Here is a 23,281-nt window from a genome sequence, read left to right as displayed (position 1 = left end):
CTTCACCGCCCCTGGTTGGCGCGCATGCGGTTCACTTCGATCGGCGTGATTTCGCTGGCCTGGTTGCCCCATGAGCCGCGGATATACGTGAGTACCGCCGCGATTTCACTGTCGCCCAGAACCAGCACAAACGGAGGCATGCCGTAAGGGCGCGGATTGCCGGCGGTGGCGGGTGCGTATCCGCCATTGAGCACGATCTGCACCAGGTTGACGCCAGAGGGCATGGTCACTGCGCGGTTGCCCGCCAGCGCCGGGTAGGCATGGGGCACGCCCTGGCCCTTGGCGCCGTGGCACTGGGCGCAATGCAGCTCGTACAGTTTGGCGCCCCGCGCTCCAGGAATGGCTGGAGTGCGGGAAGCAGGCGCTGTTCCATTCGCCGACGGGGCTGCCGCAAGATCCTTGAGAAACAGCGCCATGGCGCCCAGGTCGTCGTCGTTCAGGTACTGTGTGCTGCGCAGCACGACTTCGGCCATCGGCCCGGTGGCCGAGGCGCGCGGCGAGACGCCGTTTTTGAGCAGGCTCACGATGTGCTCGCGGTCCCATTCGCCCACTCCGGCTTCAGCGGATGACGTGAGCGAGGGGGCATACCAGTTCTGCATCGGGATCAGGCCGCCCGCGAGGTCAACGCCCTCGTCGCTGGCCCCCATCACGTTGCGTGCGGTGTGGCAGGCGCTGCAGTGGCCCAGGCCTTTCACCAGGTAGGCGCCGCGGTTCCATCCGGCGCTGCGGCGGGTGTCGGGCTCGTAGACGCCGGGCTTGAAATACAGTGCCCGCCATACCGCCAGTGCCGCTTGCGACTGGTAGGGAAAACGCAGCTCGTGGGGGCGGTTGGCCTGCGCCACGGGGGGCAGGCTGTTCAGGTAGGCAAAGATCGCGTCCGAATCCTCGCGCGTGACCTGCGTGTAGCTGGGGTAGGGAAATGCCGGGTACAGCAGGCGGCCGTTTTTGGAACGCCCGTTGTGCATGGCGCGCCAGAAGTGCGCGGACGACCAGGTACCGATGCCGGTCTTGTCGTCGGGCGTGAGGTTGGAGGTGAACACGGTGCCAAAGGGTGTGGCGATGCCGAGCCCGCCCGCATAGTTCTGGCCGCCGCGCGCCGTGTGGCAGGTCATGCAGTTGCCGGCACGCGCCAGGTAGGCGCCACGGGCGATCAGGCTGTCGCTGGCTCCGGCAGTCGCCATGGGCGCCTTCACGTCCACCTCGTCACGCACATTCAGGGTCCAGACCAGCGCGGCAAGACCGGCGACCAGCAGGCTCACCGCGAGCACGGGCTTGATTATTTTTTTCATTTCACGGCCTTCGGTGGCGCCGTATTGACGGACAGCGCTTGCGGCGCGCTTCCGCAGTCGATGGCCCTGGCACCCGGCGCCAGGGCGGGCAAGGCGCTTGCCGGTTTGCTGCTGGCGGGCAGCGGCTGCGCGGCCAGCCAGCTCGAGGCCGCGTTGATGTCTTCCAGGGACAGGCGTGCCACCACGTCCTTCATGCAGTCAGGCGCGTGGGCACGGCGCTGGCCGGCTTTCCAGGCGCCCAGTTGGGCATTGAGGTAGTCGCGCGGCAGGCCGAGCAGGCCCGGAACGTTGGGCGCCACGCCGGTCATGGCCTGGCCGTGGCACTGCACGCAGGCCGGCACTTGCCGCGCTGCGTCGCCCTGCATCACCAGGCGCTCGCCCTGGCGCAAGACCTCGACGGAGGCCTTGGTGGGCAGCGGCGCGGGGTAGGGCACGTCGAGCGTTGAAAAGTACTGCGCGACCTCCATCAGGTAGGCGTCGCTCAGCGGGTCCAGCAGTTGCGTCATCAGGCCATAGTGGCGCCGCCCGTCGCGGAAATTGAGCAACTGGTTGTAGAGGTAGCCGGCGGGTTTCCCGGCCAGGCGCGGGTAGTAGCCGTCGGGTGCGGCACGGCCTTGCGGGCCATGGCAGGCGGTGCAGGCCAGGGTGCGCTGGGCGATGGTGTCTTCAAATGGCGCGGCGGCCAGGGTGGGGCCGGCGGCGATCCAGACCATGCACGCCATGAAGCCGTGCGCCACCCGCGTGCGTGCAAAGGAGAGCGTTTTTGCCATGGCGCAATCATGCCTCACATGGGGCCGCAACGTAAGCATCAGTTGCGATTGAAAAAACCATATCAGATCAAAAATCCGTGAAAATTTGAGTATCAGATGGATTGGATGGGGTAGATGGCGCGGGCTTGCCGGGAGAACCTGGAGACAGCCGATAGACGTTCATCGCCCACAAGGACAAGGACAGGATTTGATGAAGCGCTACGAACAACTGGTCGAACTGCTGGCAAGCGACATCCGCAATGGCCGCCTCGCCCCGGGCACCCGTTTGCCGTCCATTCGCACGCTGACGGCCCGGCACGGCCTCAGTGCTTCCACCGCCTTCAAGGCCTATTACCGGCTGGAGGAAAAAGGCCTGGTGCGCGCCCGTCCACGCTCGGGCTATTACGTGACGGCCCTGGCCATGCAGCAGCTGGCGGCGCCCGCGCGGGGTCGGGCCACCCGCCATGCTGGCAAGGCATTGGCCCGGGTCGCGCCCCGGCTGGACGTCAGCGAGTTGGTATTTTCCGTGCTGGGTGCCGCGCAGGACCCGGACATCGTGCCGCTGGGCTCGGCGTTTGCCGCGTCCACCCTCTTTCCGCTGCAGCGCTTGGGCAAGTCGCTGGCCCGCACGGCACGTCACATCCATGGGCAGGATGCGGTCGCCCACCTGCCGCAGGGCGACCCGGTGCTGCGCGAACAGATAGCGCTGCGCTACCTGGCGCTGGGCATGCGGCAGGCTGCCGAGGAGGTGATCGTGACGAGCGGGGCGCTGGAAGGGCTCAACCTGTGCCTCACCGCCGTGGCCCGGCCGGGCGATCTGGTGGCGATCGAGTCGCCGGGGTTTTATGCGGGCCTGCAGGCGCTGGAGCGGCTCAGGATGAAGGCACTGGAAATCCCGGTGCATCCGCAGGGCGGCCTGGACCTCGGCGCGCTGGCCGAAGCGCTCAAGCACCATCCGGTCAAGGCCTGCTGGTTCATGACGTCCTTCCAGAACCCCATGGGCGCCAGCCTGTCGGAGGAAAAAAAGCAGGCCCTGGTCGCGCTGCTGGCCAGCCATGACATTCCGCTGATTGAAGACGACGTGTACGGCGAGCTTTACTTTGGCAACCGCTGCCCCCTGCCGGCCAAGGCCTTCGACCGCAAGGGCCTGGTGATGCATTGCAGCTCCTTCAGCAAAACGCTGGCGCCCGGTTACCGGGTAGGCTGGGTTTCGCCCGGGCGCTTTGGCCAGCAGGTGGAACGGCTCAAGCTCATGACCACCCTGTCGGCCAGCCTGCCCGCGCAACTGGCCATTGCCGACTACCTGCAGCATGGCGGCTATGACCAGCACCTGCGCCGCTTGCGCCATGCCATGGAGTCGCAGCTGTCCAGCCTGCTGGCCGCCGTGGCGCGTCATTTTCCCGAGGGGGTGCGTGTTTCGCGTCCTGCAGGAGGTTATTTTGTGTGGGTGGAATTTGCCGAAGGCTTTGACGCACTGGCCCTGCATGAGGCGGCGCTGGCGCACGGCATCAGCGTGGCGCCCGGGCCGATTTTTTCAGCGCGGCGTCAATTCCGGCACTGCCTGAGGTTGAACTATGGCCATCCGTGGGACGCGCGGTTTGAAGCGGCCATGCAGATGCTGGGCGCACTGGCGGGGCGGCAAAGTCCGTATGCGGCAGCGGCATGACCGCAGGCTGTCAATGGCCAGCAGCGGGAGGGATGCTGCCGGGCCCGTCCGCAAGCCAGTCCGCAATGCGCCCGCAGACCCAGTCGGCATCGTCATGCGGCAGGTCGTGGCCGGCCCAGGGATGGATGTGGTGGACCGCCTGCCAGGCGTTGGCCAACCGGGCCGAACAGCGCGGGTGGACCAGCCGGTCCGTAGCCGACGACAACACCAGCGTGGGGCAGGGCGGGGCCGAGGCTGCCGTGGCAAAGCGGGCGGCGGCCCAGAGCTGGCGCCACGCATTGGCCGCGCTCACCGGCGCACTGTTGCGAATGGTTGTCCAGGCTGCCACCTCCTCGTCGCGCCGGGTGGTGCGCTCGCAGGTGAGCTGATGGATGGCACGCTCCGAGTAGCCGGCATCGCGCCAGCGCGCGGCCAGCAGGGCTAGTGGCAGCCAGCTGGCGGGACGCAGGCGCTCTGCGGCATGGCTGTAGGGTCGCATGCTGGTGTTGATCAGCACCAGCCGGGTCACCTCCGAGGGATAGCGCAGCGCCCAGTCAGTGGCCACCATGCCGCCCAGCGACATCGCCAGCAGGTGGTAGGGCGGCGAATGCCCTTGGGCGCGCAACTGCCGGCGCGCAAAGTCCACCATGCCGCGCACCGACAGGGGTGACGCTTCCTGGCAAAACTCGCCATTGCCGGGTAAATCCGTCGCCACGACCTGCGCGCTGCCAAGCGGCGCGGCGTCAGCGGCTGGCGCAAGCCGGGCAAGCTGCCGCGGCAGCGGGCCCCAGTGCCGCGCCTCACGCGTCAGGCCCCTCAACAGCACCCAGGTCACAAGGCCCGCCTCGGCCGCCAGTGGGCGATGGCCAGTTGCTGGAGCTGGGCGCGGTGATCGGCCGGCGGCAGCCAGCGCGGCGCGGCAAAAGCGGCCCGCGTGAGGAAATCCAGCAGGTCGGCATGGCGGCGCAGCACGCGCTTGATGCGGTGCGCCTTGATCGGGTTGAAGATGCCGTGCCGTGAAAACAGCTGGCGCGGATTCTTGCGTATCCAGAGCCATGAACCCAGCTCCAGCGTCATGGGCAAAAACACATGGTCGGGCGGCGCGTGGTCATACGCGTAATCCCACAGGTCGCCATGCAGCAGGTACTGGTTGCTTTGCGGCTCAAAGCTGTAGGCGTGGTGCGGGTGTGACTGCTCCAGCATGGTCTTGAGGGCAAACATCTCTGGCAGGTGCATCATCAGCCGCCGTGTTTTGGCATAGGGAAACCAGAGGCTGTCGTCAAAGCCGTAGCCGGAGTGGCAGTCCAGCGCGAGGCTGAAGGGGCGGCAGGCCAGTTCGTCGTGCACGACCTGCAGCAGCGCTGCACTTTCCACTTCCATGGGCGCGCCCGGCCGGCCGCAGTACCAGGGCAACCGTGGGCTCAAGGTTTGCCCGCCCGCGAGAAAGGGCACTTGGCCCTCGGCTCTTTGCGGCGCATTGCGCATCAGGTCCACGCCACGCGGGTTGGCGCGCTTTTGCGCCCACATGCCGCCAGGATTGACGAGGGGCATGAACACCAGCCGGACTTTTTGCAGCTGCTGGTGCAGCAGTTCGTCCCACTCCAGCCTGAACAGCAGCGCGCGCATGTAGTGCAGGATGAGTTGCGTGCCGATGCGTTCCAGCCCATGGATGCCGCCGAAAAAACCGACGGCCGGCGCCAGCGGGTCGCGCGAACCTATGCTGGCGGTGTAGAGCGGAAAGGACGGCCCGGCCGTGTGCGTCTCAGCCACGACGGCCACCTCAAAGTGGGCGCTGCCCGCGAGCAAAATCGCCTTGAGCTCCTCCAGCTCCGCAAAGCTCGCGGCCACGTCGCGCGCCGGCGTCAGGCTGTAGGGGCTGTGAAGGCTGCGGGGACTCTCCGTGGCGGCGGTCGGTGGCAGGATTTCCATCCGGACATGCTGGCACAGTTGTTTGACAGCACGCTACATGCCTGCCGGGTTTTTTTCCATCAAATGCTGATTTACAGCCCTCGTCACCCGCGGGCCTACCCTTGGGGCCGCTGCGGGCCGCTGCGGGCCGCAGCCCTCAGTCCGCCGGCGCGATCACCACATCCGACAGCGGATACGCCACGCAGGGCAGGATATAGCCCGCCTGCTTTTCCTCGGCGCTCAGTCCCGGCCAGTCAATGCGGTACACCACTTCGCCGCTGGTCAGCTCGCAAATGCAGCTGCGGCAAGTGCCGTTGCGGCAGGAACTGGCCATTTCGAGCCCCGCGATCTGGGCGGCCTGCAGCAAGGAGAGCGAAGCGGGCGCCTCAAAGCTGGGGCCTGCCGGGCCAATGCGTGCCGTGAACACAGCGCCGGCCGTCGCTGTGAGACCAGTCAAAGGGGGAGCAGGTGCTATCGGGTCGCTGGCAGGCATGGGTGGAAGCTATCGGGTACGGGGAGGAGATAGGAAGTGGGAAGTGGGAAGTGGGAAGTGGGAAGTGGGAAGTGGGAGATGTGCGGGGTGGCCGGCTGGTGCAGAAAAGGCCAAAAGCGAACACGGAATTTACCCCAGAAGGCAATGGCCCTGTGGGGGAGGGGCATGATTTGGGCGACAATCCTGCTCCTCCCGAAGTTTTCCCGACCGATTCACAAGCGATTTTATTTTTCATGTCCAGCTACTCCGTTCGTCCTGCCACCGCCCGCGATGCCAAAGCCATTGCCGAAATTCATGTCGCCACCTGGCAAGTCGCCTACCAGGACCTGATGCCGGAGGAGTTTCTGCAAAAGGCCACGGTGGAAAAGCGCCTGGCCTACTGGCGCGAAGCGATTGAATACAGCGAGCCTCAATTGCTGGTGGCCACCGATGGCGACGAGGTCGTTGGTTTTGTGGGTTTCGACCGCTCACGCGATGCAGGCACCAAGTCCACCACTGGCGAGATCTGGGCGATGTACGTGGCACCAGCCCATTGGGGCAAGGGCGCCGGTCTGGCGCTGTGGGACGGCGCGCGCGAGGGCTTGAAGGAAGAAGGCTGCACGCAGGTCACCCTCTGGGTGTTGCTGCGCAACGAACGCGCGCTGCGCTTTTACGAGCAGGCGGCAGGCTTCAAGCGTGAAATGCCGTCGCTCAAGACGGTAGCCTTCGGCAGCGTCAAGCTCGAAGAAATACGCCTCAAGCGCACGGTGGACTGATCACCGGGCGGGATCGCGGCGCGGCCGCTGCCCCTCGCCGCCCCTCATGACGGCACATTGATCACACGCTCATCGTCCGGAATCAGCGGTTGTCCCTCATCAGGGTTCACCGGCAATTCCAGGCCGTCGTCGTCTTCCGGTTCGTCTTCCGACGCCGGCCCTGTTTGGGGCCGGCCAGCATCCCCGGCTTTGCGGGCGCGTCTTGCGGTCATGGTCAATCTCCTTGAAGATGCCATGATCATGTTCCCATCAGCGCTGTTTGTCAGGTGAAATCAGCGTTGTGCTGTCAGTGCAGGCTGACAGCGCGGGGTGCAGGCGGCCTCGCCCCAGGCGTGAGGCCGGCGTCGCTAAAACCCCTCTCTTGCTCTCTTGTCTCTGTTGTCCTACATGCAGGCCCTCCCGCTCCGCACACCCGTTGGTGGAGGCGTTTTCTATGATGGGGTCTCAGCCTGTCGATCCCCCGATCCTCCCTTTTTTTGATTTGTTCTTTTGAAGGAAACCATCATGGAAAACGCCACAGCAGACCCTCCAAGTGACACCTCGGGCAACCCCATCCAGCGTGGGGTGGAGTCGGCGGGCGCGGCGCTGCACAGCACCATCGACAAGCTGGCAGACCCGGCACGCAGCACGGTGGACCGCGTGTCCAGTGCAGCCCATCAGTCTGTCGACAAACTGGCTGGCAATGCAAGCTATGTCGCCGAGCGGTTTTCAGACCAGACACGCCGCGTGACCGAAGCGCCGGCGCACGCCCTGGAATATTCCAAATCCTGGGTTCAGGAGCGGCCTTTTGAAGCCGTGGCCGCCGCACTCGCGATCGGTTTCATCGTGGGCCGGCTGACGCGGTAACGGCTGGCTGCCCGGCTGGCTGCTGTTCGCAGCAGCCGGGAAATCCTCAACCGCCTGCGGGCGGTTTTTTCATGCGTAGGTCGTTCGACCCCGCATCGGCCATCAGCCGTTAACCATCAGCCATCGGAATGGACCAGCGATGGTTTGAACGCCCGTGACCTTGTGCTTACGGCTGCCCCTGGGGTTTGCCCGGCTGAACAGGCGGCTCGGGCTTGTCCGCGTCAGGGCCGGCGCCAGCGGCAGGCGCGTTGCCTGCGGGCTGATTCACGGGAAAAGGCCACCGTCCTTTTTCCTGGGGAACGGTGGGCTGCGTGGCTTCTCTGGCGCGCTTCTCCAGGGCTTTTCGGCTATTGCTGTCGGGTGGACAGAGTTGGGACGGATCATTGAGTCTCGGCATCGGTATCTCCAAAGTATGGATTGAAAGTAACCGGTATGCCGGGTGTCCGATGTAGGTTTGGGTTGACGCCGGGTGTAGGAAGGCCCGCGCCGGGTGTCCGGTCATCCCTGCGATCCGGGGCTTCTGCGGGCCCGGCCCGAGCCGGCCGCGGCCGGGGGCATGGGCTCAGGCGGGCAGCGTGCTCTTGCGCTGTATCAGGTCGTGTTTCGCAAACAGCTCGGCGATCCAGTCGACGAAGACACGCACCTTGTTGCTCAGGTGGCGGTTGGGCGGGTAGACCACATGCAGCGGGATCGATTCGGTGCACCAGCCATTGAACAGCGGCTCGAGCGCGCCCGTGCTGATGTAGTCCTGCACCTGAAAAGTCGCGGTGTGCAGCACACCCAGTCCGGCCAGCGCGGCGACCACGCCGGCGCGCGAATCGTTGACCGACAGCAGATAGTTGCCGCCGACTTCGACGGTTTCGCCGTCCTTGTAGTACTCGAACGAAAAAAGCTTGCCGTTGCGTGGAGAGGCGTAACGGATCATGCGATGGCTGTCCTCGAGTTCGGCCGGATGCCGGGGTGTGCCATGGCGCTTGAGGTACGCGGGCGAGGCACATGAAATCAGATAGAACTCTCCGATGCGGCGCGCGACCAGCGACTGGTCGATCAGTTCGCCGCCGCGTACCACGCAGTCGACGTTCTCGGCAATGATGTCTACGGGCCGGTCGCTCACGCCCAGTTCGAGCTGGATATCGGGATAGCGCGCATAAAAATCGGGCAAGGCCGGAATGATGACAGCGATGCCCAGCGAGGCGGGAATATCCACCTTGAGCCGCCCGCGCGGGCTGGCCTTGGCGCGCGACATGCTCGCCTCGAGTTCTTCCATCTCGCTGAGCAGGCGGCCGGCGCGTTCGTAGTAGGCCGCGCCGTCCGCCGTCACCGTGACCTTGCGGGTGGTACGGTTCAGCAGCTTGGTGTCCAGTTCCTTTTCCAGGGTCTGGATCAGGCGGGTTATCGTCGGCTTGGGCATGGCCATCGAATCGGCGGCCTTGGTGAAGGTGCCGGCTTCCACGACCCTGACGAAAGCCTGCATGGCTGAAAACTTGTCCATGAGAAGTCCTGTTCAGACGTAGGGGAAAGGGTTTACCCCGATGATGACGGGCTTGCGATGGGCCTGCTTTTGGCTGGTTTTCCATCGATTGTTGCTTTAGTGAAATAAAGTATAAGCAAAACGGCTATTTATTAAGTAGCCTGCTGAGCATATCTTCTGTTGCATCGCAACAAACATGGGGCCGCTTGCCGGATCCAGAAGATGACCAGCCACCCGCCCGCCCGCTCCGGCACCGAAAAAGCTCCGCCCGCCTGGGTGGACAAGCAGATCCAGCTTGCGCTGAAAAAGCCGCTGGATGTGCGCTTTTACGGCCGCCGCCCTGTCGGCGCCGTGTCGCCGCTGGTGGTGCACTTTCATGGCGGCGCCTTTGCCGGCGGTTCGCTGGACGGCGGCTCCTGTGTGGCGCGGCTGCTGGCCGATACCGGCGCCGTGGTCTTGTCGCTGGACTATCCGTTGGCGCCCACCCATCCTTTTCCGGCGGCGGTGGAAACCGGTTATGCCGCGTTGCTGTGGGCCTGGAAGGCCCGCCACAAACTGGCCGGGCAGGGCGCGCCCGTGTATGTCGCAGGCGAGGAAGCTGGCGGCAACATTGCGGCCGCCGTCTCGCTCATGGCGCGCGACCGGCAGGAGCCGGCGCTGGCCGGGCAAATCCTGCTGTCGCCCATGCTGGACCCTTGCCTGGCAACGGCTTCCCTGCGCGATGCCGAGGCCGGCCCGGTCGGGTGTGTCTGGGCCGATGGCTGGCACCACTACCTGCCCCGTCTGGAGGACGCCAGCCACCCTTATGCCGCGCCGGGTTCGGCCCTGCGTCTGGCAGGCTTGCCGCCCACGCTGCTGGTGACCGCCCAGGATGATCCGCTGCGCGACGAGACGCTGGAGTATGCGGAGCGCCTGCGCGCCGCAGGGCTGGTAGCGCAGCACAGCGTGCTGCCGGGGGTGACCGGCTGGCCTTGCAGCTACCTCCAGCCTGTCAGCCACGAGGCGGCGTGGGCGCCGGCGGTGCAGCGGCTGTTCACCGAATTTTTCGCTAGCACCACTGCGCTGCAGGCCGGGCACACCCATTCGTCTTCCGTTTCCTGAATCCGTTTTTCAATTGTTTTTTTTGAGGGAGTTCACCATGCAATCGTTTCAACTACCGGCCAACAAGCGCCGACTTCTGGCCATTGCCCTGGCCGTGCTGGCCGTGGCCGGCATTTCCGCCGCCGTCTTCGGCGTGTCCAGCCCGCGCGCCCAGCCCGGGGCAGCGGCCGAGCCGCCCGCCACCCCGGTGTCGGTGGCGACTGTCGTGCAGAGCGATGTGGCCGCCTGGGACGAGTTCTCCGGCCGTCTGGAGGCCGTCGAGCGGGTGGACATCCGTTCGCGCGTGGCGGGCACCATCCAGGCCGTGCATTTTCGCGAAGGTGCGCTGGTCAAAAAGGGCGACCTGCTGTTGACGATTGACCCGGCCCCTTATGCCGCCGATGTGGAACGCGCCGATGCGCAGGTCGCGGCCGCCCAGGCCCGGGTCACCCAAGCCAAGGGCGAGCAGGAACGCTCGCAGCGCCTGTGGAGCGAGCAGGCCATCTCCAAACGTGAATTTGACGAGCGCACCAACGGCAAGGGCGAAGCCGACGCCAACCTGCGCGCCGCGCAGGCGGCCTTGCAGACGGCGCAGCTGAGCCTGGGCTACACGCAGGTGCGCGCGCCGGTGTCCGGGCGGGTCGGCAAGCTCGAAGTCACCGTGGGCAACCTGGTGGCAGCGGGCCCCGGCGCCCCCGTGCTGACCACGCTGGTGTCCGTGAGCCCCATCTACGCCAGCTTTGACGCCGACGAGCAGGTCGTGGCCAAGGCACTGAAAGACGTGCAGGGTTCCGCCGCCGGCGCCGCAGGTAGCCGTAACCTGGACCGCATCCCGGTGCAGATGGGCACGGCCGCCAGCACCGACACGCCGTTTGAGGGCAAGTTGCAATTGGTCGACAACCAGGTCGATGCGAAGAGCGGCACCGTGCGTGCGCGCGCCGTGTTTGACAACAAGGATGGCCAGCTCATGCCCGGCCAGTTTGCCCGCATCCGCATGGGCCAGGCCACCAAAGGCACGGCCTTGCTGATCAACGAACGCGCCGTCGGCACAGACCAGAACAAGAAATTCGTGCTGGTGGTGGGCGCCGACAACAAGGCGGTGTACCGCGAAGTCACACTGGGCGCCTCCATCAATGGCCTGCGCGTGGTCAAGGGCGGCCTGGCGGCCAACGAACGCATCGTCGTCAATGGCCTGCAGCGCATCCGCCCGGGCGCGCTGGTGGCGCCGCAACCGGTCGAGATGTCGGCCAAGACAGAGCTCAATGCCAAACCGGTGCAGGTAGCTGCCAAGTCCTGAGCGGCGCTGAAAACTGAAAAAAGAACATCGTATGAATCTCTCTAAATTTTTCATTGACCGGCCGATCTTTGCCGGCGTGCTGTCGCTGCTCATGCTCATCTCGGGCCTGATTGCGCTGCGCTCGCTGCCGATTGCCGAATACCCCGACGTGGTGCCGCCCACCGTGGTCGTGCGCGCCCAGTACCCTGGCGCCAACCCCAAGGTGATTGCCGAGACCGTGGCCACGCCGCTCGAAGAAGCCATCAACGGCGTCGACGGCATGCTCTACATGAGCAGCCAGGCGACCACCGACGGCCTGATGACGCTCAACGTCACCTTCAAGCTGGGCACCGACCCCGACAAGGCGCAGCAGCTCGTGCAAAACCGTGTCTCGCAAGCCGAGCCGCGCCTACCGGAAGAAGTGCGCCGCCTCGGCATTACCACCATCAAGAGCTCACCCGACCTCACGATGGTGGTGCACCTGCTGTCGCCCAGCGGCCGCTATGACATGACCTATCTGCGCAACTACGGGGTGCTCAATGTCAAGGACCGGTTGGCCCGCATCAACGGCGTGGGCCAGGTGCAGCTGTTCGGCTCGGGCGACTACTCGATGCGCGTCTGGCTGGACCCGCAAAAGGTGGCCGAGCGCGGCTTGTCCGCCGGTGACGTGGTGCGCGCCATCCGCGAGCAGAACATCCAGGCTGCGGCCGGCGTGGTGGGTGCGTCGCCCGGATTGCCCGGCGTGGATATGCAACTGTCCATCAATGCCCAGGGACGCCTGCAAAGTGAAGAAGAATTCGGCGACATCATCGTCAAAACCGAAAAGGCCGAAAAAGGCGGCGCAGTCACGCGCCTGCGCGACATTGCCCGCCTGGAGCTGGGCGCCTCCGACTATGCGCTGCGTTCGCTGCTCGACAACAAGCAGGCCGTGGCCGTGCCGGTGTTCGCCGCGCCGGGCTCCAACGCCATCCAGATCTCCGACGACGTGCAGGCCGTGATGAAGGACCTGAAAAAGAACATGCCCGAAGGCGTGGACTACGAGATCGTTTACGACACCACGCAGTTCGTCCGCTCCTCCATCACGGCCGTGGTGCACACCCTGCTCGAAGCGGTGGCACTGGTGGTGCTGGTCGTGATCATCTTTTTGCAGACCTGGCGCGCTTCCATCATTCCGCTGCTGGCCGTGCCCATCTCGGTCATCGGCACCTTTGCAGTGATGCATCTCTTCGGCTTTTCCATCAATGCGCTCAGCCTGTTCGGGCTGGTGCTGGCCATCGGCATCGTGGTGGACGACGCCATCGTGGTGGTCGAAAACGTGGAGCGCAACATCGAGGCGGGCCTGAGTCCGCGTGACGCCACCTACCGCGCCATGCGGGAAGTGTCCGGGCCCATCATCGCGATTGCCCTGGTGCTGATCGCCGTGTTCGTGCCGCTGGCTTTCATCACCGGCCTGTCGGGCCAGTTCTACAAACAGTTCGCGCTGACGATTGCGATTTCCACCGTGATCTCTGCCATCAATTCGCTGACGCTGTCGCCAGCGCTGGCCGCCTTGCTGCTCAAGAGCCATGACGCACCGAAAGACGCGCTGACCCGCGGCATGGACAAGGTGTTCGGCCGCTTCTTTGCCGCCTTCAACAAGGCCTTTGGCCGCGGCTCTGACAACTACAGCCGCGGTGTCAAGGGTGCGATCTCGCGCAAGGCCGTGATGCTGGGCGTGTACCTGGTGCTGGTGCTGGCCACGGCAGGCCTATTCAAGGCCGTTCCCAGCGGTTTTGTGCCCGGGCAGGACAAGCAGTACCTGATCGGTTTTGCCCAGCTGCCCGACGGCGCGACGCTGGACCGCACCGAAGACGTGATCCGCAAGATCAGCGACATCGCCATGAAACAACCCGGCGTGGAACACGCGATTGCTTTCCCCGGCCTGTCGATCAACGGCTTCACCAACAGTTCCAACTCGGGCATCGTGTTTCTCTCGCTCAAGCCGTTCGATGAGCGCAAGAGTGCGGACCTGAGCGCAGGCGCCATCGCCGGCCAGCTCAACGGCAAATTCGGCGGCATCCAGGAAGCGTTCATCGCCATGTTCCCGCCGCCGCCTGTGCAAGGCCTGGGCACCACCGGCGGCTTCAAGCTGCAGCTGGAAGACCGCGGCTCGCTCGGCTATGCCGCGCTGGACGCCGCCACCAAGGCTTTCATGGCCAAGGCTTATCAGACGCCTGAACTGGCGGGGCTGTTCTCCAGCTTCCAGGTCAACGTGCCGCAGCTCTATGCCGACATCGACCGCACCAAGGCGCGCCAATTGGGTGTGCCGATAACCGATGTGTTCGACACCATGCAGATCTACCTGGGCAGCCTGTACGCCAACGACTTCAACAAGTTCGGCCGCACCTATTCCGTGCGGGTCCAGGCCGACGCGCCTTACCGCGCCCGTGCCGAAGACATCGGCCAGCTCAAGGTGCGCTCGACCACCGGCGAGATGGTGCCGCTGTCGGCGCTGATGAAAGTCACGCCGAGCTTCGGGCCGGAACGCGCCATGCGCTACAACGGCTTCCTGTCGGCCGACATCAACGGCGGCGCCGCACCCGGCTACTCGTCAGGCCAGGCGCAGGACGCGGTCGCGCGCATCGCGGCCGAGACGCTGCCGCCCGGCATCAGCTACGAGTGGACGGACCTGACCTACCAGGAAATCATTGCCGGCAACTCGGCCATGTGGGTCTTCCCGCTGGCGCTGCTGCTGGTGTTCCTGGTGCTGGCCGCGCAGTATGAAAGCCTGACCCTGCCGATCGCCATCGTGCTGATCGTGCCCATGGGCTTGCTGGCCGCCATGCTGGGGGTGAAGCTGACCGGCGGCGACAACAACATCTTCACGCAGATCGGCTTGATTGTGCTGGTGGGGCTGTCGGCGAAGAATGCCATTCTGATCGTGGAGTTTGCGCGCGAGCTGGAGTTTGCCGGGCGCACGCCGCTGCAGGCTGCCATTGAAGCCAGCCGCCTGCGCCTGCGTCCCATTCTGATGACCTCGCTGGCCTTCATCATGGGCGTGCTGCCCCTGGTGCTGTCGACCGGCGCCGGTGCCGAGATGCGCCACGCCATGGGGGTCGCCGTGTTCTCGGGAATGATTGGCGTGACGGCTTTCGGCCTGTTCCTCACACCGGTGTTTTACGTGACCCTGCGCCGCCTCACGGGCAATCGTCCGCTCAAGCTGCACGGCGAAGTGCCGCATCTCGAGGCTTTTGCGGGCAGCGGTGGTGCCGGCGCGCATGCCCAGCCGGCGGCGCCCCTCAAGCATCACGAATAACAAGAAACAAGAAAACAAGAAAGTTAAAGGAGTTCGTCATGAACCGCATTCATTCAACACTGCGCATGTCGCTGGCGCCCCTGGTGGCAGCACTGGTGCTGGCCGGCTGCGCCACCAGCGCCTCGATTGACGCGTCCAGCCTGCCGAAGGCGCCGCAAGCCTTCAAGGAAAACGCCAGCCAGGTCGCCTCCGCAACGGCCACCTCCGCCCAGGTGCAATCCCAGGGCACCTGGTGGAAGGTGTTTGCCGACCCCGTGCTGGACCAACTGGTGGAGCAGGCAGGCCGCAACAACAACAGCGTGCAGGTTGCGGCAGGGCGCCTGGCCCAGGCGAGGGCGATTGCCCGCAACACCGACGCCGACCGCCTGCCCCAGGTCGGCCTGGGCGCCGGCGCCACGCGCCAGAGCAACGCCACCACCGGCAATGTGCCGCAAACCGTGGTGAGCGCCAACGCCAACTTCTCTTACGAAGTGGACCTGATCGGCAAGCTCTCGCTGAATTCCGACGCGGCCTCGCTGGACGCCCAGTCCCGCGAAGCGCTGCTGCGCAGCACGAAATTGCTGGTGCAGGCCGATGTGGCCCAGACCTACCTGAACCTGCGCGCACTCGACACCGAACGCTCGCTGGTGCGTGACACGCTGCAGGCCTACCGCAACACGCTGCGCCTGACCGAAGTGCGCTTCAAGGAAGGCGACGTGGCCGAACTCGACGTGGCCCGCGTGCGCGCCGAAGTCGCTTCCACGGAATCGGAGGCGCTGGCCCTGGACCGGCGCCGCGCCGAACTCGAGCATGCGCTGGCCGTACTGGTGGGCGAGGTCGCCTCCAGCTTCCAGGTGGCGCCCGCCGAATGGACCACGGCGCTGCCGGTGATCCCGGCCGGCGTGCCCAGCACCGTGCTGGTTCGCCGCCCCGATGTGTCGGCGGCACAAAGCACCATGCAGGCCGCACAGGCCCGCGTGGGTGTGGCCAAGGCCGCCTGGTTCCCCACGTTCTCGCTGACCGCCACGGGCGGCTATGCGGCGCCGGAGATCAGCGACCTGTTCAAACTCTCCACCCGCGCCTGGGGCGTGGGCGCATTGTTGTCGCTGCCGATCTTTGACGGCGGCCGCCGCGAAGCCGGCGTGCAGAACGCCAATGCCGAACTCGATATCGCATTGGCCAACTACCGCGAACAGATCCTGGTGGCCTTCAAGGACGTGGAAGACCAGCTGGTGGCCCTGCGCTTGCTGGCCGACCAGTCCGAAGCGCAGTCGCGCTCGGTGGCCTCGGCCACCCGCGCCACGGTGCTGTCGGACTCGCGCTACCGCAACGGCTTCGTCAGCCAGCTCGAGTTGCTGGACGCCCAGCGCAGCGAACTGCGCAACCGGCGGCAGGCGTTGCAGGTGAAGACGTCGCAATATCTGGCCACGGTGGGGCTGATTCGCGCGCTGGGTGGTGGCTGGGCTTGACTGTTGCACACCCCTGTTGAGGCTCACTGCGTGTAGCCTCCTCTCCCCTTGCAGGGGACAGGCGCCTGTGGGCCGGCGAAGCCGGACCCCGGCCCCTGCTGGGGAAGAGGGGCGCAGCTCCGAGCACACCCCTATTGGCGCTCACTGCGTGTAATGCCCTTTCCCCTTGCAGGGGACGGCGCCTGCGGCCTGGCGAAGCCAGTTCCGCGGCCCCTGCCGGAAAACTCTCCGGGCGCTCTTGTTTTGCTGGAGGCGTATAAAAAATGGCTTTGCGGGCCGTTTTTTTCGTTTCGGCGGTGTTTTGAGCTCTGCGGCGGCCTGAAATGGCCCCAGGCAGGCCGGAAGAGGGCGCCATCTGTTAAAACAGTTGGCTGTTTTTTGCTTTCACCTTCTTTACCTGTCTGCCCCTGATGTCTGTTTCACCTGCCGCTCCTGCCACCTCTGCCACTGCCCATCCCCTCATTCACTGGACCGAGGGCAAGGAAAACCAGGCCCATTCGGCGCGCTGGCGTTCCGAGCGCGGGGCCGCGCCGCCCAAGCGCGTGGTGATTGCAGATGACAGCATGGCGGCCGACACCGCTTACCGGCTGGCTTGTGAGGGTACCGGCCTGCTCTGGCGGGGTGACTTCCAGAACGCGCGGCTGCTGCTGCAGGCGCTGGCGCGCCGTGTCGACAAGCCGGCCAAACCCAAGCGCGAGAAGCGCGTCAAGGACCAGAAGGCTGGAGAGCCCAGCGTCCAGGTTGAAGCGCCTGCGCCGGTGTTCCCGGAAGCCTTTCACCTGCACCGCCAGGCACAGGCGCAGCGCGCCCGCGTGCTGGGCATGGTGCTGATCCCGTTTGACGCGGACTACAGCATTCCCCTGCGCCGCGCGCCCGATGCAAAGAAGGCTTGTTCTGAAGCGTGGGGTCCGGCTTCTTCTGCCCCCACGCTTGTCGCTTCGCGTGCCTCCGGCGGTACGCTGCCCCTTTCACCGGCGGAAGGGGCTGTTCCGCCTAAGGGCGGCCTGTCGGCGGAACTTGCTTCGGCCTCAAATATCGCATCGGTCGCATCGTTGCGCGAGCTGATGGGCTTCATCAGCGCGCACGAGTGGCGCCGCAAGGGCGTGCCCATCCCGGCCCTTGGTGAAGACGGGCCGCACAACCGCATCCATCCGCATTACGGCGTTTTCTCGCCGGTGCGCGGCGAATACATTGACCTGGTGGCCCAGGCCCCCGTGCGCGAGGGCACCGAGGACCTGCTGGCTTTTGACATCGGCACCGGCACCGGTGTGCTGGCCGCCGTGCTGGCCCTGCGCAGCGGCGTGCAGCGCGTGGTGGCCACAGACCAGGACCCGCGCGCGCTGGCCTGTGCGCGGGACAACCTCAAACGGCTCGGATTTCCGCAGGTCGAAGTGCGCGAGGCCAACCTGTTCCCCGAAGGCCGGGCCCACATCATCGTCTGCAACCCGCCGTGGTTGCCGGCGCGTCCCGGCTCGCCGGTCGAGCACGCGGTGTATGACGAAGACAGCCGCATGCTGCTGGGTTTTCTGGGCGGTCTGGCAGCGCACCTGGAACCGAAGGGCGAGGGCTGGCTGATCCTGTCGGACATTGCCGAACACCTGGGCCTGCGCACGCGCGCGTGGCTGCTGGCTGCGATTGACGCTGCAGGACTCAAGGTGGTGGACCGGCTCGACGCGCAACCGCATCACCCCAAAGCCTCGGACCCGACCGACGCGCTGCATGCAGCGCGCGCGGCAGAAGTCACGTCCTTGTGGCGATTGGCTGCCAAATAGATAGAAGTTTGAGATAGAAGTTTGACGAGATGAAGGCTGCACCACACGCAACAATTTTGCTGGCCCCGATGGAGGGCCTGCTGGACTTTGTCCTGCGCGACATCCTGACGCGGGTCGGCGGCATAGACCGCTGCGTGTCCGAATTCATCCGCATCACCGACCAGCTCCTGCCCGAGCGCGTGTTCACCCGCATCGTGCCCGAGCTGCACAACGGTGGCCGCACGCTGGCCGGCGTGCCGGTGCGCGCGCAACTGCTGGGTTCCGACCCGGGCTGTATGGCCGAGAACGCGGCGCGGCTGGCCACGCTCGGGCCCGCGGGCATTGACCTCAACTTTGGCTGTCCGGCCGCCGTCGTCAACCGCCACGGCGGCGGTGCATCCCTGCTCAAGGAGCCCGAAACCCTGACAGCCGTCGTCGGCGCGGTACGCCGCGCCGTGCCGGCCGGCATGCCGGTCTCGGCCAAGATGCGGCTGGGCTACAGCGACGACTCGCGCGCCGTCGAATGTGCGCTGGCGATCGAAGAGGGTGGCGCCGGCGAGCTGGTGGTGCACGCCCGTACCAAGGCGCAGGCTTACAAACCGCCGGCCTACTGGGAGCGCATCGCCGACATCCGCGCCGCGGTCAAGATCCCGGTCGTGGCCAACGGCGAAATCTGGACGGTGGAGGACGCACGCCGCTGCCGCGACGCTTCGGGCTGCAGCATGCTGATGATTGGCCGCGGCGCGGTGGCCGACCCCGGCCTGGGCCTGGCCATCAAGGCGGCTATGGGTCACCCGGCCGCTGGCGGGCACGAGCCGGGCATCACGTGGGCGGAGCTTGTACCGCTGCTGGCGGATTTCTGGCACGTGGTCTGCAGCCGCCTGGATGCGCGCGCCCGGCCCGGCCGGCTCAAGCAGTGGCTGAATTTTTTGCGCCGCCGTTTTCCGGAAGCCGAAGCCGCCTACCAGTTGCTCAAGACCATCACCGACCCGGCCTTGATTGACGAGTGGCTGGCGGCCCTGCTGCAGGCCCGGCGCGGCGCTGACCTCCGCGTTGACCTCCGGGTTGCGGGTGCGTTTCAGCCCGCCCTGCGGATGGAGCAGGCTGCGCTGTCGGGCTGATGCCTTGATGACATCGGTTCATCATCGGTTCACTATCGGTTCACCATCGGGTCAGGATCGCGAAGGTTTTGTGCCTGAAGGTTACGCCTGTGCCGCGTCCTGTTCAGCGAGCTCAACCCAGGCCGGTGCGTGGTCGCTGGCGTGCTCTTCCCCGCGCACCCATCGGTCTACCCCGCCGCCTTTGAGGCGTGGCGCCAGTTCGGCGTTGAGCAGGATATGGTCGATGCGCAGCCCCGAGTTCTTTTGCCAGTGCTGGCGAAAATAATCCCAGAAGGTGTAGATGCGCTCGTCGGGATGCAGGTGGCGCAGGCTGTCGATCCAGCCCTGCGATAGCAGGCGTTTATAGGCGGCGCGGCTTTCCGGCTGGAGCAAGGCGTCCTTCAGCCACGACTTCGGGTTGTAGATGTCAAAGTCGGTGGGCACCACATTGAAGTCGCCGGCCAGCGCCACCGGATGACCGGAGCGGTAAAGCCCCAGCGCGTGCTGGTTCAGGCGTTCGAACCATGCGAGCTTGTAGTCAAACTTGGGGCCGGGTTGCGGATTGCCGTTGGGCAGGTACAGGCAGGCCACGACGATGCCGTTCACCGCGGCTTCCAGGTAGCGGCTGTGGTCGTCGGCGGGGTCGCCGGGCAGTTCTCGCCGGATCGCCAGCGGGTTGGCGCCTTTGGCCAGAATCGCCACGCCGTTCCAGGAGCGCTGGCCCTTCCACAGGGCGCCATACCCCGCCTCACGCAGTTCAGCCTGGGGAAAAACGCTGTCCAGCGCCTTGAGTTCCTGCAGGCAGACCAGGTCGGGAGACTCTTTCTCCAGCCAGGCCAGCAGATTTGGCAGCCGGGTCTTGATGCCGTTGACGTTGAAGGTGGCCAGCTTCACGGGACGCTGCGTGGCGCGGCTCAGTTTTGCTTGCGGCGATAGGCTTCCGCGCCGCCGCTGCCCCCGCCATCGGGAAAGTCATGCTGGACCAGTTTGCCGCCGCCGGGCGGCACGGGCGACTCGATCAGCGTGCTGGCGCTGGTGTCATCGCCCGCTTCGTGGTCGGGAGGGTGCGGATGCGGGCTGGGGAGTGTGTCGCCGGTCTTCGCGCGTGTCAGGCTGGTGTTGCTGCGTGACATGTCAATGCTCCAGAAAGTTCATCCTCCGAAGGATGTCCTTTCAAGCTACCAGTTTTGCGGCGCGCAGTGTGTCGGACAAGGCCGCAAGCCTCTTGCCTACGCGGGTATTCGCCTTGCAGCGGAGGCTGTCTTCACAGCGTCCATGGCGATGCCTGAGCGACTACCTGGCGGCAGGTGCTCAAGCCCCGGGGATCGGGACTGGGGCTCAGGCCTGCTCAGGCCTGTGTATAAGCCGTTTTGACCGTGGTGTAAAACTCGGCCGCATGGCGGCCCTGCTCGCGCGGGCCGTAGCTTGACCCTTTGCGGCCGCCGAAGGGCACGTGGTAGTCCACCCCGGCCGTCGGCAGGTTGACCATCACCATGCCGGCCTGCGAGTGGCGCTTGAAGTGCGTGGCGTACTTGAGCGAAGTGGTGGCAATGCCGGCGGCCAGGCCGAAGGGCGTGTCGTTGGCCAGGTGCAAGGCCTCGTCGTAGTTTTTGGCGCGCAGCACGCTGACCACCGGGCCAAACACCTCTTCGCCGTTGATGCGCATGCCGGCCGTGGTGTCGGTGAACAGTGCGGGCCGCATGTAGAAACCGGGCTGGCCGTCGGCGTTGTGCTCGAGGGCTTCGCCGCCATAGGCCAGCGTGGCGCCTTCGCCGCGGGCGATCTCGACGTACTTCAGGTTTTGCGCGAGCTGGCTGGCGTCAACCACGGGGCCGAGGTCGGTGCCGGTCTTGCGGGCGTCGTCGACCTTGAGGCTGCGCAGTTTCTCCACCACGGCAGCCACAAAGCGGTCGTGAATGCCTTCCGTCACGATGACGCGTGAGGACGCGGTGCAGCGCTGGCCTGTCGAGAAGAAACCGCTTTGCACCGCGCAGTTGACGGCCACGCCGAGGTCGGCGTCGTCGAGCACGACCATGGGGTTTTTGCCGCCCATCTCGAGCTGGAACTTGGCCATGCGCCCGACGCAGGCCGCGGCAACGCGCTTGCCGGTGCCGACGGAGCCGGTGAAGGTGATGGCGGCGATGCGGGCGTCGTCGAGCAGGGTGGCACCGACTTGTGAGCCGGGGCCCATCACGAGGTTGAACACGCCCTTGGGCAGGCCGCTGCGCGAGAGGATGTCGGCCAGCGCCCAGGCCGAGCCGGGCACCAGTTCGGCGGGTTTGAAGACGACGCAGTTGCCGTAGGCCAGGGCTGGCGCAATCTTCCAGGCCGGAATGGCGATGGGAAAATTCCACGGCGTGATGATGCCGACCACGCCCACCGGTTCGCGCGTGATCTCGACACCGACACCGGGGCGCACGGAAGGCATGACTTCACCGCCCGGACGCAATGCCTCGCCGGCAAAGAACTTGAAGATGTTGCCGGCGCGGGCGACTTCGCCAATGGCCTCCGGCAGGGTCTTGCCTTCCTCACGGGCCAGCAGATCGCCGAGTTCGGCGCGGCGCGCCAGGATCTCGCTGCCCACCGCGTCGAGGATGTCGAAGCGCTGCTGCGGCGTGCTGAGCGACCAGGCCGGGAAAGCCGCCTGTGCGGCGGCAATGGCGTCCTTCGTCTGGGCGGCGTCGGCCTTGGCGTATTCGCCGATCAGGTCTCGCGTGTCCGACGGGTTGATGTTGCGCGTGACGCCCGGGGCTTCGACCCAGTCGCCGTTGATGAGGTTTTTAAACATCGGTTGTCGTCTTTCGGTATGTTTCGGTGGCCAATTTTGAGCCACCAATTTTCAGCGGTCGAACGCAGGGCGCTTGGGGTTGAATTTCCAGCCCGGAATCAGGCTTTGCATGGCGACAGCGTCATCGCGTGCACCCAGGCCGTGCTGCTTGTAGAGCTGGTGGGCTTTCTCCACCTCGGCCATGTCGAGCTCGACACCGAGGCCGGGCTTCTTCGGCACCTGTACCAGGCCGCCCACGATCTGCAGCGGCTCCTTGGTGAGGCGCTGGCCGTCCTGCCAGATCCAGTGCGTGTCGATGGCCGTCACGCGGCCTGGCGCGGCTGCGCCGACATGGGTGAACATGGCGAGCGACACGTCGAAGTGGTTGTTGGAGTGTGAGCCCCAGGTCAGGCCCCAGTCGCGGCAGGTCTGTGCCACGCGTACCGAGCCGGCCATGGTCCAGAAATGCGGGTCGGCCAGCGGAATGTCCACCGATTGCAGCGACAGGGCGTGTTGCAGTTGCCGCCAGTCGGTGGCGATCATGTTGGTGGCGGTGGGCAGGCCGGTGGCGCGGCGGAACTCCGCCATGACCTCGCGGCCCGAGAAACCCTCTTCAGCGCCGCAGGGGTCTTCGGCGTAGGCCACCACATTTTTCATGTCGCGCATCAGGCGGATGGCGTCCTTGAGCAGCCAGCCGCCGTTCGGGTCCAGCGTCACCCGCGCGTTCGGAAAGCGCTCGTGCAGCGCCGTCACGGCCTCGATTTCTTCCTCGCCGCGCAGCACGCCGCCCTTGAGCTTGAAGTCGTTGAAACCGTAGCGCTCCTGCGCCGCTTCGGCCTGCCGCACGATGGTCTCGGGGGTCAGTGCTTCTTCGTGGCGTATCCGTGACCAGGCGTTGTCGGCATTTGGTTCGCTGTTGTAGGGCAGGTCCGTCTTGCTGCGGTCGCCCACAAAGAACAGGTAGCCCAGCATCTCGACCGCCTCGCGCTGCTGGCCTTCGCCCAGCAATGCGGCGACCGGCACATCCAGGTGCTGGCCCAGTAAATCCAGCAGTGCCGACTCAACGGCCGTCACCGCGTGGATGGTGGTGCGCAGGTCGAAGGTTTGCAGCCCGCGCCCGCCGCTGTCGCGGTCGGCGAACTGTTGCTGCATCTGCTGCAACACGCGCTGGTGGGCGCCTATCGGCTGGCCCACCACCAGCGGGCGCGCGTCTTCGAGGGTCTGGCGTATCTTCTCGCCGCCAGGCACCTCGCCCACGCCGGTGCGCCCGGAATTGTCGGTGAGGATCAGCAGGTTGCGTGTGAAGAAGGGGCCGTGCGCGCCGCTCAGGTTGAGCAGCATGCTGTCGCGGCCGGCGACCGGGATCACGCGCAGCTCGGTGATCAGGGGTGTGGAGGTGTTGGGCATG

General features: G+C 65.8%; 20 protein-coding genes. 9 read left to right on the top strand and 11 right to left on the bottom strand.

Annotated elements, in window-relative coordinates; genetic code table 11:
* Positions 1 to 2: 2 nt before the first annotated feature.
* Entirely contained in the window at positions 3 to 1,289 is a 1,287-nt protein-coding gene (locus tag AC1DS5_RS18105) for a c-type cytochrome (RefSeq protein WP_477719638.1), read from the bottom strand.
* Positions 1,286 to 2,059: a c-type cytochrome gene (locus AC1DS5_RS18100; RefSeq protein ID WP_477719637.1), complete on the bottom strand. Its 774-nt coding sequence runs from the start codon at positions 2,057 to 2,059 to the stop codon at positions 1,286 to 1,288. Before AC1DS5_RS18100 ends, AC1DS5_RS18105 begins: the two co-directional genes overlap by 4 nt.
* A gap of 190 nt (positions 2,060 to 2,249) precedes the next feature.
* On the opposite strand from AC1DS5_RS18100, the gene AC1DS5_RS18095 reads away from it, so the two are divergent.
* Positions 2,250 to 3,704, top strand: a complete 1,455-nt coding sequence (locus tag AC1DS5_RS18095) for an aminotransferase-like domain-containing protein (RefSeq protein WP_477719636.1) — start codon at positions 2,250 to 2,252, stop codon at positions 3,702 to 3,704.
* 10 nt (positions 3,705 to 3,714) lie between these two features.
* Here the strand turns inward: AC1DS5_RS18095 and AC1DS5_RS18090 are convergent, their stop codons facing one another.
* The 3 genes from AC1DS5_RS18090 to AC1DS5_RS18080 form a co-directional block, all read right to left on the bottom strand.
* Positions 3,715 to 4,518, bottom strand: coding sequence for an alpha/beta fold hydrolase (locus AC1DS5_RS18090; RefSeq protein ID WP_477719635.1), 804 nt, complete (start codon positions 4,516 to 4,518; stop codon positions 3,715 to 3,717).
* Positions 4,515 to 5,612, bottom strand: coding sequence for a M14 family zinc carboxypeptidase (locus tag AC1DS5_RS18085; RefSeq protein WP_477719634.1), 1,098 nt, complete (start codon positions 5,610 to 5,612; stop codon positions 4,515 to 4,517). Before AC1DS5_RS18085 ends, AC1DS5_RS18090 begins: the two co-directional genes overlap by 4 nt.
* A 136-nt stretch (positions 5,613 to 5,748) precedes the next feature.
* Positions 5,749 to 6,084: a 2Fe-2S iron-sulfur cluster-binding protein gene (locus AC1DS5_RS18080; RefSeq protein WP_477719633.1), complete on the bottom strand. Its 336-nt coding sequence runs from the start codon at positions 6,082 to 6,084 to the stop codon at positions 5,749 to 5,751.
* Positions 6,085 to 6,317: 233 nt separating this feature from the next.
* Here AC1DS5_RS18080 and AC1DS5_RS18075 point away from each other — a divergent pair, with 233 nt between their 5' ends.
* Positions 6,318 to 6,839, top strand: a complete 522-nt coding sequence (locus tag AC1DS5_RS18075; RefSeq protein WP_477719632.1) for an N-acetyltransferase family protein — start codon at positions 6,318 to 6,320, stop codon at positions 6,837 to 6,839.
* A gap of 44 nt (positions 6,840 to 6,883) precedes the next feature.
* On the opposite strand, the gene AC1DS5_RS18070 is transcribed toward AC1DS5_RS18075, so the two are convergent.
* Complete coding sequence (locus AC1DS5_RS18070) at positions 6,884 to 7,051, bottom strand: hypothetical protein (RefSeq protein WP_477719631.1); 168 nt, start codon at positions 7,049 to 7,051, stop codon at positions 6,884 to 6,886.
* A 292-nt stretch (positions 7,052 to 7,343) separates the two neighbouring features.
* Between AC1DS5_RS18070 and AC1DS5_RS18065 the strand changes: the two genes are divergently transcribed.
* The gene (locus AC1DS5_RS18065; RefSeq protein ID WP_477719630.1) at positions 7,344 to 7,685 is read left to right on the top strand and encodes an ElaB/YgaM/YqjD family protein; all 342 of its coding nucleotides are present in this window, start codon (positions 7,344 to 7,346) and stop codon (positions 7,683 to 7,685) included.
* Between the two features lie 562 nt (positions 7,686 to 8,247).
* On the opposite strand, the gene AC1DS5_RS18060 is transcribed toward AC1DS5_RS18065, so the two are convergent.
* On the bottom strand, positions 8,248 to 9,177 hold the full coding sequence (locus AC1DS5_RS18060; protein WP_477719629.1) for a LysR family transcriptional regulator: 930 nt from the start codon (positions 9,175 to 9,177) through the stop codon (positions 8,248 to 8,250).
* Between the two features lie 201 nt (positions 9,178 to 9,378).
* Between AC1DS5_RS18060 and AC1DS5_RS18055 the strand changes: the two genes are divergently transcribed.
* The 6 genes from AC1DS5_RS18055 to AC1DS5_RS18030 all read left to right on the top strand — a co-directional run bounded on the left by AC1DS5_RS18055 (position 9,379) and on the right by AC1DS5_RS18030 (position 19,127).
* Positions 9,379 to 10,257: an alpha/beta hydrolase gene (locus AC1DS5_RS18055; protein WP_477719628.1), complete on the top strand. Its 879-nt coding sequence runs from the start codon at positions 9,379 to 9,381 to the stop codon at positions 10,255 to 10,257.
* Between the two features lie 37 nt (positions 10,258 to 10,294).
* Positions 10,295 to 11,533: an efflux RND transporter periplasmic adaptor subunit gene (locus AC1DS5_RS18050; protein WP_477719627.1), complete on the top strand. Its 1,239-nt coding sequence runs from the start codon at positions 10,295 to 10,297 to the stop codon at positions 11,531 to 11,533.
* A gap of 31 nt (positions 11,534 to 11,564) precedes the next feature.
* Entirely contained in the window at positions 11,565 to 14,807 is a 3,243-nt protein-coding gene (locus AC1DS5_RS18045; protein ID WP_477719626.1) for an efflux RND transporter permease subunit, read from the top strand.
* A gap of 38 nt (positions 14,808 to 14,845) precedes the next feature.
* Positions 14,846 to 16,255, top strand: a complete 1,410-nt coding sequence (locus AC1DS5_RS18040) for an efflux transporter outer membrane subunit (protein ID WP_477719625.1) — start codon at positions 14,846 to 14,848, stop codon at positions 16,253 to 16,255.
* Positions 16,256 to 16,665: 410 nt separating this feature from the next.
* Positions 16,666 to 18,027, top strand: a complete 1,362-nt coding sequence (locus tag AC1DS5_RS18035) for a methyltransferase (RefSeq protein ID WP_477719624.1) — start codon at positions 16,666 to 16,668, stop codon at positions 18,025 to 18,027.
* 29 nt (positions 18,028 to 18,056) lie between these two features.
* Positions 18,057 to 19,127, top strand: coding sequence for a tRNA dihydrouridine synthase (locus AC1DS5_RS18030; protein ID WP_477719623.1), 1,071 nt, complete (start codon positions 18,057 to 18,059; stop codon positions 19,125 to 19,127).
* Between the two features lie 81 nt (positions 19,128 to 19,208).
* Here AC1DS5_RS18030 and xth read toward each other — a convergent pair whose 3' ends face one another.
* The 4 genes from xth to gudD form a co-directional block, all read right to left on the bottom strand.
* Positions 19,209 to 20,000, bottom strand: a complete 792-nt coding sequence (gene xth, locus AC1DS5_RS18025) for an exodeoxyribonuclease III (protein ID WP_477719622.1) — start codon at positions 19,998 to 20,000, stop codon at positions 19,209 to 19,211.
* Between the two features lie 20 nt (positions 20,001 to 20,020).
* Positions 20,021 to 20,239, bottom strand: coding sequence for a hypothetical protein (locus AC1DS5_RS18020; protein ID WP_477719621.1), 219 nt, complete (start codon positions 20,237 to 20,239; stop codon positions 20,021 to 20,023).
* Positions 20,240 to 20,454: 215 nt separating this feature from the next.
* Positions 20,455 to 21,894 carry an aldehyde dehydrogenase family protein gene (locus AC1DS5_RS18015; protein WP_477719620.1) on the bottom strand — a complete coding sequence of 480 codons (1,440 nt, stop codon included), beginning with the start codon at positions 21,892 to 21,894 and terminating at the stop codon, positions 20,455 to 20,457.
* Between the two features lie 51 nt (positions 21,895 to 21,945).
* Positions 21,946 to 23,280, bottom strand: a complete 1,335-nt coding sequence (gudD, locus tag AC1DS5_RS18010) for a glucarate dehydratase (RefSeq protein ID WP_477719686.1) — start codon at positions 23,278 to 23,280, stop codon at positions 21,946 to 21,948.
* Position 23,281 lies beyond the last annotated feature (1 nt).

It is taken from the genome of Polaromonas sp. P4_H1, assembly GCF_056400945.1.
Note: the sequence above shows the minus strand (reverse complement) of the source record. Positions and strands in the feature narration are given on the sequence as shown.

Excerpts from the sequence above, each read along its gene's own strand:
- AC1DS5_RS18015 (WP_477719620.1), bottom strand. The coding sequence starts at position 21,894 with ATGTTTAAAAACCTCATCAACGGCGACTGGGTCGAAGCCCCGGGCGTC.
- gudD (WP_477719686.1), bottom strand. The coding sequence starts at position 23,280 with ATGCCCAACACCTCCACACCCCTGATCACCGAGCTGCGCGTGATCCCG.
- AC1DS5_RS18085 (WP_477719634.1), bottom strand. The coding sequence starts at position 5,612 with ATGGAAATCCTGCCACCGACCGCCGCCACGGAGAGTCCCCGCAGCCTT.
- AC1DS5_RS18105 (WP_477719638.1), bottom strand. The coding sequence starts at position 1,289 with ATGAAAAAAATAATCAAGCCCGTGCTCGCGGTGAGCCTGCTGGTCGCC.
- AC1DS5_RS18045 (WP_477719626.1), top strand. The coding sequence starts at position 11,565 with ATGAATCTCTCTAAATTTTTCATTGACCGGCCGATCTTTGCCGGCGTG.
- AC1DS5_RS18095 (WP_477719636.1), top strand. The coding sequence starts at position 2,250 with ATGAAGCGCTACGAACAACTGGTCGAACTGCTGGCAAGCGACATCCGC.
- AC1DS5_RS18100 (WP_477719637.1), bottom strand. The coding sequence starts at position 2,059 with ATGGCAAAAACGCTCTCCTTTGCACGCACGCGGGTGGCGCACGGCTTC.
- AC1DS5_RS18020 (WP_477719621.1), bottom strand. The coding sequence starts at position 20,239 with ATGTCACGCAGCAACACCAGCCTGACACGCGCGAAGACCGGCGACACA.
- AC1DS5_RS18040 (WP_477719625.1), top strand. The coding sequence starts at position 14,846 with ATGAACCGCATTCATTCAACACTGCGCATGTCGCTGGCGCCCCTGGTG.
- AC1DS5_RS18060 (WP_477719629.1), bottom strand. The coding sequence starts at position 9,177 with ATGGACAAGTTTTCAGCCATGCAGGCTTTCGTCAGGGTCGTGGAAGCC.
- AC1DS5_RS18065 (WP_477719630.1), top strand. The coding sequence starts at position 7,344 with ATGGAAAACGCCACAGCAGACCCTCCAAGTGACACCTCGGGCAACCCC.
- AC1DS5_RS18070 (WP_477719631.1), bottom strand. The coding sequence starts at position 7,051 with ATGACCGCAAGACGCGCCCGCAAAGCCGGGGATGCTGGCCGGCCCCAA.
- AC1DS5_RS18075 (WP_477719632.1), top strand. The coding sequence starts at position 6,318 with ATGTCCAGCTACTCCGTTCGTCCTGCCACCGCCCGCGATGCCAAAGCC.
- AC1DS5_RS18080 (WP_477719633.1), bottom strand. The coding sequence starts at position 6,084 with ATGCCTGCCAGCGACCCGATAGCACCTGCTCCCCCTTTGACTGGTCTC.
- AC1DS5_RS18050 (WP_477719627.1), top strand. The coding sequence starts at position 10,295 with ATGCAATCGTTTCAACTACCGGCCAACAAGCGCCGACTTCTGGCCATT.
- AC1DS5_RS18035 (WP_477719624.1), top strand. The coding sequence starts at position 16,666 with ATGTCTGTTTCACCTGCCGCTCCTGCCACCTCTGCCACTGCCCATCCC.
- AC1DS5_RS18055 (WP_477719628.1), top strand. The coding sequence starts at position 9,379 with ATGACCAGCCACCCGCCCGCCCGCTCCGGCACCGAAAAAGCTCCGCCC.
- AC1DS5_RS18030 (WP_477719623.1), top strand. The coding sequence starts at position 18,057 with ATGAAGGCTGCACCACACGCAACAATTTTGCTGGCCCCGATGGAGGGC.